The following is an 11,919-nucleotide window of genomic DNA, read 5'->3' as shown; positions in this document are numbered from 1 at the left end:
TTCAGATCAGGTGATTGCGCTGCGCGAACTTGGACAGATGCACCACCGAGGACATACGTAGTTTCTCCTTGAGCCGCGTCTTGTAGGTACTGATGGTTTTGTGACTCAACAGCATGTCCTCGGCAATCTCCTTGTTACCCAGGCCCAGGGCCAGTTTTTGCAATACCGTCAGCTCGCGATCGGACAGCGCCTCCACCAACTCCTGCTCGGTGGATTGCAGGTCGTCGCGACGCACCGAACTGGTAGGCAGGCTCGGAAAGCAACTGTAGCCGGACCTGATTGCCCTGATGGCCTTCTGCAGCTCGTCGAGTTCGCCGGTCTTGGCGACAAACCCCATGGCACCGGCACGCATGCAACGGGTAGAAAAGAACACGGCCAGGTACGAAGTCAGTACCAGTATCTTGCAAGGCAGGTCCAAGGCTTTAATCCGACTGATCACCTCCAACCCACCGAGCTTGGGCATTGCCAGGTCGAGAATGACAAGGTCCGGACGCTCCTCACGGGCAACCTGCATGGCATCCGCGCCGTTACCTGCTTCGAAGATGGTGTCGAAGCCCTCCTGCTTCAGCAGGTGCTTGACGGTGGCGCGTATAAACGGGTGATCATCCACAATTAAAGCTTTGTTGCTCATAAGACTCCCCTGGGAGGATCAGTACGCTTACATATCACGTGAGTCCTATCTACCTGTGAAAAGTAACAGTTCCGACAAACGGTGCTGAGTACTCTGCGTGACACTTCAGGCAGTACGGGCCTCTCCTTTTGAAAAACACGATGAAAACGTAAAGCTGCGCCTGGGTTCCTAAATAGGCGCAAGCGCGCAACCTTAACAATGGCGTGTGGTTTCAAATGAAGGGATAGTCTCGAATGCTTGTAGGACTTTTCCTCTCAGTAGCATAGTCCGTGTTGAACAAGGCAAAGCCTGACGTCCGCTTACTACTCCGTGGTGCTTGGGCTCCAGAAAGCCTGGACCACCAGGGTCGACAGAGAAATGCGCGCCACCAGGGCATCCAGCTCGTCACCGTCCACCGAGGTCACCGCCAGGGTGGCTTCGATTTCGACTTCGTCAGTGCCGAAAGGCCGCACATCGACATCACTGGCCGGATAGTTGCAACGCGCCAATTCGGCTTCCAGCAGTGCGAGCACGGCTTTCTGCTGGGTACGCCGGGCGATGACATAGAGGATATTGGTGACCTCCGCCGACACTACATCCAGCGGCTGGCGGTTGATGTTGTTGACGATCGGCCGCAGCAAGGTATTGGCCGCCAGCACAAACAGCGTGCCGAGCAACGCTTCGAGGATCAGGTCGGCGCCGGCACAGGCCCCCACCGCCGCCGACGCCCAGAGCGTGGCGGCGGTGTTGAGCCCGCGCACATTGCCTTCTTCGCGCATGATCACACCCGCGCCGAGAAAACCGATGCCCGAGACCACGTACGCCACCACCCGCACCGCGCCTTCTGCGCCGCCCAGGCGGTTGGCCATGTCGACGAAAATCGCCGCGCCCACCGCCACCAGCACGTTGGTGCGCAGGCCCGCCGTGCGCTGGCGGTACTGACGCTCGAATCCGATCAGGCCGCCGAGGATGAACGCGGCGGTGAGGCTGACCAAAGTGTCGATCAGCGAGTTGAGGTTGATGTTGTTGATTGCTTGCATAAAAAATCTCCTTGAACGCCAGCGCCTGCAGGAGCTGGCTTGCCAGCGATAGCACCGTTACTGCCAGCCTAATTTACGGATATAGAAGCCTTTCACCGCCTGGGTCAGCGCCATATACGCCAGCAGGATCAGCGGCAGGAACACGAAGTACAACGACGGCAGCGCCTGCAACCCAGGGTACCCAGCAATTGCACGGCACTGCTGTTGCCGGCAGCCACCAGGGTCTGCGCCAGGGTCTGCGGCACTTCGCGGCTGACGCTGGTGTCGGTCACGGTTTCGAGCATCGCCCGGCGACGGAAATGCCGGGCGATGTGCCGATTCCGCAGGAAACCGGCAAACAACGCTTTGAGCAGAATGAGACTCATGGTGTAACTCCTGCGCGAGGAAACCTGCAGGCAGGTACGACCGGCTGCACCCTGCCCGTTCTACAGGCACAGTCAGCTCGGCCCGCCTGCCGCAAAAAAGGCAGGCGCGTCCGTAGCATCCCGAGGTCAGTCAGGTGCTGGTCAGCGTCGATGAGAGGGATCGGACAGGCGCCAGGACTGGCTGCTGTCGGGATGCCGCTTCTCGCTTTGTTGGCGAGACAACGGCATCAGGAAAATGCGCGTTACCTTGCCAAGTATGTGCCGGTTACCGAAACCGGCCGACTACTGTCACTCGAACAAGTACCCACTGAGGGTCTCCGCTATTGATGAAAACGCGCGAAGCTTACGCCCCGTTTACGCGGGAGTAAACCGTAGGAAAGTTTCCTTAAGGTGAAGAAGAGGATTCTTCAGGGAGGGTTCAGCAAGCCGCCGAGGGGCCATTCAGCCACACCCTGGACGTCGATGGAACGCTGCCTTTTTTCAATGACTAGTCGACAAGACTGAGCTTCACCTGGGCACCGTCGGGCAAATCCTTTATCTCCCGTGCCAGATCACCGCAGAACCGAAGCTGCTCAACATGATCCAGGCATCGCACATTGTCGATGACGTACTCGCCGCCCAATACCGGCGAAATAACCCAATGATAAACCTGGCCAGGCGCCAACGGCCCCAGGGCCTCCTCGGCCTGCTCCACCATGGGTTGCAGATACCAGTCGCGCAAAAATGCCTGATCCCTGGAAACCTCGTCCAGCACGGCACGCGTCTGCGCAATGACCTCGCAATAAAGCGCTTCAGGACACAGCCGCCAATAGCGTCCCTGCGAATCCTTGATCATCACATTGCCAAAGGCGGTCGTCCCGACGACCTCGACGGGATCAATGCCGACCCACCCCCAGCTGTCGCGAATAGCTTGAATCAACGGCATGCAGCCTCTCGGTTCAAAAACACTTCAATCATCGCGCGTCAGCACTTCCAACAACTCAATCTCGAAGCACAGATTGCTGTTGGGTTTGATATGCGCGCCCATCGACCGCTCGCCATAGGCCAGGTGCGCCGGGACAAACAGCCTGCGCACGCCGCCGACCTGCATGCCCATCAGGCCCTGGTCCCAGCCCTTGATCACGCGGCCGGTGCCGATCACACACTGGAACGGCTTACCCCGCTCCCAGGACGAGTCGAACACCGTGCCGTCTTCCAGGGTGCCGGTGTATTGAGTGGTGATCAGCGCCCCCTTGACCACGGCTTTGCCGGTGCCTGGGCGGATGTCGGTGACCTGGAGTTCGTCGTTGCTCATGGCGGGGCTCGTTGAAGGCGTGAGGGGTGGGGTTTTCCCAGAATTGGCGGGGATTTGCAAGTTTAGCCAAGCCGAATAAGCGCCTCTCTCCCCCTACAAAAGAACACGATGTTCCCTAACCCAAAATCACATGTCTCTTATTTTTAACCGCCGTCCCTGCATCCAATCTAGGTAGAGAGAATCAACTAGCGCATGGAATATCAGAATGACCATTGGCTCCAGCTTCAATTTCCCAGCAGATGTTAATCAACAGTCAGAGAGAAAAAAACGCGCGACAAATAATAAATGGAGAGCCACATTCCCTAACCCACCCGACTTATGCTTTGACTATCGCACCTTGGTAGAGCAAGAAAACGGCATCGCCAACGCGACCAACACAGAGCACAAGATTTGCATCATCGGGGCGGGCATAACAGGCTTGACCACTGCACGCGAACTGCACAGATGTGGCTTCAAGAATATTACATTAATCGAAAAATCCAAGCGTATTGGCGGCCGACACCTCACTGCCCTCGGGGGACGCAATACCCGTACTGTGGGTCGCCCCCCTTTTGAGATGGGCGCAATGAGAATGCCTTTCTTCAATACATCAAACACCCCTCCCAAATAGGGCCGCTCACTCATGGCCTATTACGCTAAAGAGTTTGAGTTGGTCCATTCGGACTTTCCGAACCCTGGCAGCCCGGCGGTCCGTGCAACGGGAGTCTACCTGCGTGAAGGCAGCATGGAGAGTGGCGACGAACCCACCATGCTTATCTGGAAAAATGCAGACGGAAAAACGCCACCCCCCGGTGAAATGTTAGGCCGCGTCTTTGCTAAGTGGAAGAAGTTTGCCGAACGCATGACCGTGCACATTTCCGAGCATTATGGCGCGGAGCACTGGGAATCAATGTGGGCTGCTATCGTAAAAAAATACCAAGGCACCTCATTTCGTGATCTGGTGAAAATGCCAACCATCGATAGCTGGCGCCAGAGTGATCCTGGCAATTTTGGCGGAATGGGCATGACCGCGCAGGAGTCTGCCATCTTCTATTCGATTGGTATTGGTGACGGAAGCTGGGGAGCCTTCTACGACGTCTGCTCAATCTACCCAATACGCACAGCAATATTTGGTTTCAGTAGTCATCTTCAGTTAATTCACGGCCGGGTAGATTCAAAGGGTGCGGCCATCGCCTCACCTTATTTAAATGCTGCAACGGTGACTGACTCAAGAGGACTTCGCTTCAACAAACCAAACTATATGGGTCTTGGCTCGCTGGCTGAGTCGCTCCTATTTATAAAAGCGAGTGAGCCCACCGAGTCACTGTATGAGCATTTAATAAAAACCCCATCAGGATTACTGACCAACAGTTCAGTGACAAAAATAAAGGCCCTTAAAAATGAGAAAATAAGGGTTTACTACGATTGGAATGCTGCTCAGCCAAAGGCAATGAGGAAAGAATTTATTGACGTTGACTCCGTGGTGATGACACTCCCTTCGTGGCTGATAGAGACACAAATATCTGTCGAAGACTTCACTCAGGACATGCTGCCCTTCGAAACAATCGAAGCCTATAAAACAGCGCATTGGGAAACCAGCTGCAAAGTGTATGCCCCGCTCAAAAAATCCTTTATTTCACGTAACAAAACCATACCTCAAGCCATCGTGACCGACAGCTTTATACACGACATGTACACCTCCCGCTACAACGAAAACAGCACCTACGACTGCATACTTTTAAGCTACACATGGGAGGACGACGCAACGAAGCTATCACTCTTCAGCGACACAGAGCTCGTGGACAAATGCATAGAAGAACTGGATAGAATCTTATTGAAGTCAACCAATATCAAAGCGCGCATCTCTCCCTATATAGCACGCGAACATGCAGTTGTTCAGCGCTGGATGAACGACAAACACTCCCTCGGCTGTGCAAAGCTCTATCGCCCTGGTACCTATTACGAGGCCGTCAGCCTGATGAAATACAACAGGGACTTTTCTCACACGTCCGGACTTTATCTTTGCGGGGAGTCTTTTTCTGTGGATTCTGGCTGGACAGAGCCGTGCTTCAGAGGTGCCATTGATACGGTGATCAATATTTGCAGCAAAACTCAAGCACACTTCAACGGCGGTTTTACCCTGCGAGACTACCCCGAGTACGAGTTAGAAAGTTAAATTCGCACGAGAGAAATCTACTACAACGCCATAGGAATCATCTGACTATCCTTTAAACATATTGTCGCCTCTTATAAACACCCGACCAAAACCGGTCGCATAAAAATAAGAGGTCACTCATGAGTGAGCCAACAAGTTTCGCCCGCGTCGCAGTTATTCAATTCGATCCGCAGGTAGGCGTCTCCAATCGCAGCGACAACCTGCGTCAAAGCCTTCTACTGGCGACTGAAGCCGCAAACGGTGGCGCCAATCTGATCGTGTTGCCGGAGCTTTCAAACTGTGGATATTTCTTCAGTAGTCGCCAGGATGCGTTCGATCATGCTGAAGAGGTGCCGAACGGACCCAGCGTGCGCGAATGGATGGATTTTGCCTGCAAGCACCAGGTGTATCTGGTGGCGGGCCTGAGCGAAATCGACGGCATGCGACTATTCAATACTGCCGTATTACTAGGCCCCAACGGATTCATCGGCAAGTATCGCAAAGCTCACTTATGGAATTTGGAAAAGCTCTGGTTTACCCCGGGCAATAGTGGATTTCCGGTATTTGAGACCCCCATCGGTCGCATTGGCCTGCTGATCTGCTGGGATATTTGGTTCCCGGAAGTGCCGCGTATTCTCAGCCAGCAAGGTGCCGATATCATCTGCAGCTTGAACAATTGGGTGTGGACGCCGCCACCGCTGTTCGATGAGGCAGGCAAGTGCATGGCATCCTACCTGACGATGACAGCAGCCCATGTGAACAACGTGTTTATCGCCGCCGCCAGCCGAATTGGTGAGGAACGGGATGCACGCTACCTCGGGTGTTCCCTCATTGCAGGAACAAACGGCTGGCCGATTGGAGCAGTGGCTTCGGCCAATCGCCAGGAAATTCTTTTTGCCGATATTGATATTACCAGTGCCCGCAGCGCGCCAATCTGGAACGACCTCAATGATCTGCAACGAGACCGCAGACATGATCTGTATGACCAGATGCTCGGGTACTCCCTCCATCCTGCCCTGCCTCGTTGAGAGGAGGGCAATCTATGGAAACTTCATTTACCAAGAAAACGTCGACCTTCTCACCCGTGGATATCACCGTGGCTGCGCTGGGATTTGTCGCGATCTTGCTGGTGCTATGGGTGGTATTCAGCCATCAGGGTGCCTGGCCCGGCTACAGTGATTTGGTCATGTCCCTGCCCAACCCCATCGCATGGTTGCGGTGGATACTGGGAGATATCAGTGAGGTAGCTTTTTACAAGCATGAACTCGCATCCCTGGGTCTATTAAGCGGCGCTTATCTGGCATGGTGGGCGAGCAAGCACGGTAAGGCCTGGCAAGGCTTTTCCATTTGCTATGGCACCGGATTGTGGCCTTGGTTGGTGACCAGTTCATTGATCGGTCTGTTGCTGAGCAACCTGCTTTGGGGCTGGAGCGTAACTGCCGAAACTTGGCAACCTACGTTTGCGGCTTTTGTTTCCTTGCCCGCAGCGATGGTGCTCATATTTGGCGGCGGTTGGAAGGTCACCCTCAACGGTGCAGTGCTGGGGGCGCTGTTGGTTACGCCGATGTGCTTGCTGATCGTCAATCTGGTGTGCATACCGCTGGGGTTGCCAGCCGTTATCGGCAATGTACTGGGCATGGCTGCGGGAAGTGTGGTCGCATTTGCACTGTGTCGTAGGGTGCCCTCACTGGTGCGCTCAGACTATGTCGCTCCGCAGAGACCTGTACCTGCGGTACCGCCTAATTACGGAGTGATCTGGGGTTTGCGTCGAGTATTGGCGGACTTTTCCGAAGCCCCTTTTTTCGGAAATGAACTTGCCAGTCTCGGGTTATTGGCGGGGGTATTGCTCGCTTATAGTCTCAACCCCATGAGCCCGGCTTATGGCTCCGGATTGCTCTTGTACATTATTGGGGCTCAGGCGCTGACATCGGCTATTGGTGTAGTGATCTGGCGACATCAATGGATAAAGCGAGGCTGGTACCCCACCTATGTTCCATTGGTATCAGTGGTACCTGCAGCCGTACTGAGCCATGGAGGCAGTTGGATGGTGATTGGATCAAGTGCTCTGCTGGGTGCACTGGTCGCCCCGCCGCTGGCGTGCTTCATTGCCGCGAGAATGCCCAGTCATTTTCACCCTTACATTGGCAATGTGCTTTCAATGGCGATGAGCACGCTGATGATTGTGCCAGTCGTCGGTTGGCTCGCAGCATGAAAAGTGTGGTTAGGGGATGCCCCCTAACCACAACCTAGCTTAAACGCCCGTCAGGCCAACGGCACCCGACGCGTCGTCAGCGCCACACGCCCCACAAAGAAACTCAACGCCGCACCCAGCAGCAACATCGCCAAGGTGCTCCAGGCTGCGCGGGACAGTTGCTTGGCCGCGACTTCGCCTGCTTCACGGGCTTTCTGCTCGGCCTGTTGCTTGAGCTCATCGACCTTCTGCATGGCTTGCTGATAGGCCTGGGCATAGTTGTCGACGATCTGCGTGGCTTCCTCTTTGCTCTTGCCGGTACGGGCGGCAACGATGTTGACCAGCGCGTCTTTATCGGCCGCGTTCAGCGCAGGCTCACCGGAGGCTTTGACGCGGTCGAACCACTGCTTGAGCGCATCACCGGCCAGGGCTGGATTAGTCGCGGCAGCCGTCGCCGACTGCTTGCCATCCGCTGCGGCCTGATCGGTTTTCTGCTCGACATTGGCCGGGTCCAATTCAGGCTTGCCGCTTTGCTTGAGCAGGGTATCGAGCTGAGCTTGCAGGCTATTCCAGTCCAGGTGGATGCCCTGCTCGTCCAGTTGCTGCTTGACGCTGTCACTGATGCCCGGCGCCGCGGCAGCGATGCCACTACCGGCAGCCGACAGGCCTTTGCCCACCACATTGCCGGCGGTACCGACCACGCTCGCGGCCAGGCCTGCCAGCAGCCAGGTGGTGAATAACGTGGTAAGGGTCCAGGTCAGCACGCCATGCAGGCCGCCGCGATCCGGTGCCGTACGCCCGGCCACAAAGGCACCCACGGCGATGGCGATCAACGTCGACACAAATAACCAGATGCCGGCGCCCGTGCCGAAACCGCTCAACGGATTGCCCGCTTGCATCGGGTTGACGGCGCTGGCGCCAATGGCAGTGCCGAGGACACTGAGCACCAGGTAGGTCACCAGGGCAATTGCACTACCCGCGAGTACAGAACTCCAGGACACGCGAAACGGCGAACGGTTGGTTTCATAGACAGTGGTCATGATTGATCCTTTTGCAGTAATTGACCGTCTCAGTCTGGCCAGCCACGTGCCCGCTCGTCCCCGCGCAAATGCACCAGGCCATCTGGTGCATTCGCACCCCGGTGCAGGCAATTGCTCTGCACTATCCTGAAGCCTGGGTGTCGTACTTTCATGCGTCCAAAACCCGGAGAAACCATGACCCAGGATGTCCTTGCCAAAGAAACCAACCGTCGCCAACTGCAGCAGATCATCTCCGGGCTGTCCGACGGGATAATCCTCGCCGAGGTCGACCAGACCATCCTCTGGGCCAACGATGCCGCCCTGGCCATGCATGGGGTGGATGAGGTCGCGGCATTGGGCGCCGATACCCGCGAATACGCCGAACGCTTCAGCCTGCGCTATCGCAATAACCATCCCGTGCCGCTGGAAAACTACCCCCTCGCCCGTGCGGCGGCGGGTGATGAATTCAGCGATGTGGTGGTGGAAGTCACCCCCACCGCCGACGAACACAAGACCTGGGTCCACCGCCTGCGCAGCCTGGTGATCAGCGATTCCCACGGCGAGCCCGAGTTGCTGGTACTGATCCTCAGCGACGCCACCGAGTGGGCCAGCGCCGAGCAGCGCTTCGAGAAAACCTTCAACGCCAACCCGGCGCCTGCGGTGATCTGCCGCCTGAGCGACCTGCGCTATATCAAGGTGAACCAGGGTTTCCTGGAGATGACCGGCTACAACCGCGACCAGGTCATCGGCCGTTCGGTGTATGAGCTGGACGTTCTGGAGCAGGCCGATCGCAAGGACCTGGCCATCCAGCGCCTGGGCGAAGGCGCGACCATCCCGCAGATGCAAGCCGAGCTGAAGCTGCCCGAAGGTGGCAGCAAACTGGTGATCGTCGCCGGCCAGCCGCTGGACATGAACGAGGAGGAATGCATGCTGTTTTCCTTCACCGACCTGGAGCCACGCCGCAAGGCCGAGATTGCGCTGCGCCAGAGTGAAGAGCGCTTCGCCAAGTCGTTCCGCCTGACGCCTGTGCCGACCCTGGTGTGCAGCGCCGCCAACCGGCAGGTGGTGGACATCAACGAAGCCTTCATGACGATTACCGGGTACACCAGTGAGGAGCTGATCGGCAAGGCTATCGAAGAGATCCACTTCATCGACAGCGCCCCGGCGGCCGCCCAGGTGTTCGCCACCCTGGAGAAAGCCGGCAACCTCGATGGCCAGGACCTCAAGGTGCGCAAGAAAGGCAACGAAGTGATCGACTGCGTGCTTTCCGCCGACACCGTGGTCATCCAGGACGTGCCGTGCTACCTGCTGGTGATGATGAACATCACCGAGCGCAAGCGCTCGGAGCTGGAGCTGGTGGCTGCCATCGAGGAAGTGATGCAGGACGCCTCGTGGTTCAGCCAGACCCTCATCGAAAAACTGGCCAACGCCAAGAGCGTCAACAGCCCCAACCTGCCCAATGTGGCCTTCACCGACCTGACCGCGCGTGAGCGCGATGTGCTGGGCCTGATCTGCGAAGGCCTGGCCGACAAGGAAATCGCCTCGCGGCTGAAACTGGCACCCAATACGGTGCGTAACCATGTGGCCACGGTGTACTCAAAACTGGGGGTGCACAGCCGCAGTGCGGCGATTGTCTGGGCCCGTGAACGCGGGCTGTTTGCCGGTGAATTAAGGGTTAAAAGCAAGCGCTGAACATACAAATGCACTAGTCCAGCTAGTATGAATTCGCCTTATCGGATGGCGTACCGATCCCTAACCTTCAAGGGGTGAGCACAGGGCTTTGAACCTGTGCCGTCGTGAAACGACACCTTGAAGGAACCCTCATGTTTACGCTCTCTCAACTGCGAAATTGCATCGAAGAAGGCCTGGCGCCGCTGACATGCGAGTTCACCCTGTGCCGGGACGCCTCATTGACCCTCAAGGTCTATGACGCCGAGACCGGCCGGGTGGACCTGGTGGTGACGGGGATCAGCACCAACCGGCTGCAGACCCCGCAAGAAGTGGAAAAAATGGTGGAAGAACTGCGCTACGAACTGCAAAGCAACAACATGGGCAAGCTCACGCTGGATGACTTGCCTTCAACGACGAACCAATGAAGTAGAACACCCCACCCGCGACGATGAACGCTCCGAGCATGTAGAACATGTAGTGGGCCGGCAGGCTGGCCAGCACCAGCCCGCACAACACCGGCCCCAATGCTGCCCCCAGGTTGGACAGGTTCTGCGCCCCGTAGTACATGCCCCGCAGGTGGTCCGGGGCAATCCGGTCGATAAACATATACTCGGCCGGGAACACGATAATTTCCCCCACGGTGAACACCGCCATCGCCAGCACCCACCACAACACGCTGGTGGACAGCGCGAACCCGATCAACCCCAGCATGAACATGCCCAGGCCGAAGATCAGCCATTGGCTGAGGTAACGGTGCGAGATGCGCCGGCCAATCACGTACTGCAAGGCAATCACCAGCACCGCGTTGGTGGTCAGCACCGCACTGATCACGGTGTAGGTGTATTCCGCGCTGGTGGTGGTCACCAGGTATTGCGACAGGTAGGCCGTGAACTGGCCGAACACCACGGCGCTGAGCAGGCCGCCGAGGGTAAAGCACACCAATCGATGGTCACGCAGCAACACACGGCCGACGGCCAGGAACGACACCGGCTTCTGCGCGACCTCGGCGGTGGCCAGGGTGCGATCGCCCCAGCGCCAATACAGCAGGAAAAACCCCAACCCCAGCAACGCCGAAAGGATGAACGGCAGGCTGATATCCAGCTTGGCCACCATCGCGCCAAAGAACGGCCCCACGGCGTAACCGATGTTGGTCAGCGTGTACTTGATCGAAAACACTTCGCTGCGCGCCTCTTCGGGCAAGAGACTGGCAAAGCCGGCCTTGACCGCAATGTCGATCACCGCATAAGCCAGGTTGATCAGGATCAGGCAGCTGTAGAAGGCCCAGATATTCTGCGCGAGTACCGTGCCAATAAAACCCAGCACAAACACCACGCTCAAGCCGAGCAGCAGCCGATAGCTGTTGATGCGGTCGACCAGGAAGCCGCCGTACACGCTGAGCAGCGAACCGACGATCAGCGAGCTGCCGATCACCAGGCCGACCTGACTGATGTCGAGGGCAAAGTGGCTGGTGAGGTAAATGACCAGGTAGGGGAAGGTGATGGCCTTGGCCAACGTCAGCATCAACGTGGCGGACAGCAACAGGTTCACGGTGCGAGGGTAGTTTCTTATTGTGGCAAGCATCCTGCTCTCTTTCG

10 protein-coding genes and 2 pseudogenes are annotated in these 11,919 nt (G+C 57.0%); 5 read left to right on the top strand and 7 right to left on the bottom strand.

Going from position 1 to position 11,919, the window contains the following annotated elements; all coding sequences use genetic code 11:
• Position 1 precedes the first annotated feature (1 nt).
• The 5 genes and pseudogenes from AC07OJ_RS00170 to AC07OJ_RS00150 form a co-directional block, all read right to left on the bottom strand.
• Positions 2-631: a response regulator transcription factor gene (locus AC07OJ_RS00170; protein WP_065905571.1), complete on the bottom strand. Its 630-nt coding sequence runs from the start codon at positions 629-631 to the stop codon at positions 2-4.
• A 302-nt stretch (positions 632-933) separates the two neighbouring features.
• Entirely contained in the window at positions 934-1,650 is a 717-nt protein-coding gene (locus tag AC07OJ_RS00165) for an MgtC/SapB family protein (RefSeq protein ID WP_065905570.1), read from the bottom strand.
• Between the two features lie 170 nt (positions 1,651-1,820).
• Positions 1,821-2,015, bottom strand: a pseudogene (locus tag AC07OJ_RS00160) (hypothetical protein); the annotation flags it as partial.
• 487 nt (positions 2,016-2,502) lie between these two features.
• The gene (locus tag AC07OJ_RS00155; protein WP_495093627.1) at positions 2,503-2,940 is read right to left on the bottom strand and encodes a T6SS immunity protein Tdi1 domain-containing protein; all 438 of its coding nucleotides are present in this window, start codon (positions 2,938-2,940) and stop codon (positions 2,503-2,505) included.
• Positions 2,941-2,964: 24 nt separating this feature from the next.
• Positions 2,965-3,309: an FKBP-type peptidyl-prolyl cis-trans isomerase gene (locus AC07OJ_RS00150; protein ID WP_106804481.1), complete on the bottom strand. Its 345-nt coding sequence runs from the start codon at positions 3,307-3,309 to the stop codon at positions 2,965-2,967.
• Positions 3,310-3,514: 205 nt separating this feature from the next.
• On the opposite strand from AC07OJ_RS00150, the pseudogene AC07OJ_RS00145 reads away from it, so the two are divergent.
• From AC07OJ_RS00145 to AC07OJ_RS00135, 3 genes and pseudogenes are all read left to right on the top strand, one after another.
• Positions 3,515-5,464, top strand: a pseudogene (locus tag AC07OJ_RS00145) (flavin monoamine oxidase family protein).
• Positions 5,465-5,583: 119 nt separating this feature from the next.
• Positions 5,584-6,471: a nitrilase family protein gene (locus tag AC07OJ_RS00140; RefSeq protein WP_262134722.1), complete on the top strand. Its 888-nt coding sequence runs from the start codon at positions 5,584-5,586 to the stop codon at positions 6,469-6,471.
• 14 nt (positions 6,472-6,485) lie between these two features.
• A complete protein-coding gene (locus AC07OJ_RS00135) occupies positions 6,486-7,655 on the top strand; it encodes a hypothetical protein (protein WP_495093626.1) in 1,170 nt (389 codons plus the stop codon).
• 50 nt (positions 7,656-7,705) lie between these two features.
• Here AC07OJ_RS00135 and AC07OJ_RS00130 read toward each other — a convergent pair whose 3' ends face one another.
• The gene (locus AC07OJ_RS00130; protein WP_065905566.1) at positions 7,706-8,674 is read right to left on the bottom strand and encodes a hypothetical protein; all 969 of its coding nucleotides are present in this window, start codon (positions 8,672-8,674) and stop codon (positions 7,706-7,708) included.
• A gap of 174 nt (positions 8,675-8,848) precedes the next feature.
• Here AC07OJ_RS00130 and AC07OJ_RS00125 point away from each other — a divergent pair, with 174 nt between their 5' ends.
• Together AC07OJ_RS00125 and AC07OJ_RS00120 are read left to right on the top strand one after the other, a co-directional pair.
• Positions 8,849-10,345, top strand: a complete 1,497-nt coding sequence (locus tag AC07OJ_RS00125; RefSeq protein ID WP_120448102.1) for a PAS domain S-box protein — start codon at positions 8,849-8,851, stop codon at positions 10,343-10,345.
• A gap of 131 nt (positions 10,346-10,476) precedes the next feature.
• Positions 10,477-10,749: a DUF1652 domain-containing protein gene (locus AC07OJ_RS00120; protein ID WP_065905564.1), complete on the top strand. Its 273-nt coding sequence runs from the start codon at positions 10,477-10,479 to the stop codon at positions 10,747-10,749.
• Here AC07OJ_RS00120 and AC07OJ_RS00115 read toward each other — a convergent pair.
• Positions 10,712-11,905, bottom strand: coding sequence for an MFS transporter (locus AC07OJ_RS00115; RefSeq protein ID WP_065905563.1), 1,194 nt, complete (start codon positions 11,903-11,905; stop codon positions 10,712-10,714). The two genes, AC07OJ_RS00120 and AC07OJ_RS00115, sit on opposite strands and share 38 nt — an antisense overlap.
• Positions 11,906-11,919: the final 14 nt, after the last annotated feature.

The sequence above is a fragment of the Pseudomonas sp. GW821-FHT09C08 genome (assembly GCF_059418125.1).
Note: the sequence above shows the minus strand (reverse complement) of the source record. Positions and strands in the feature narration are given on the sequence as shown.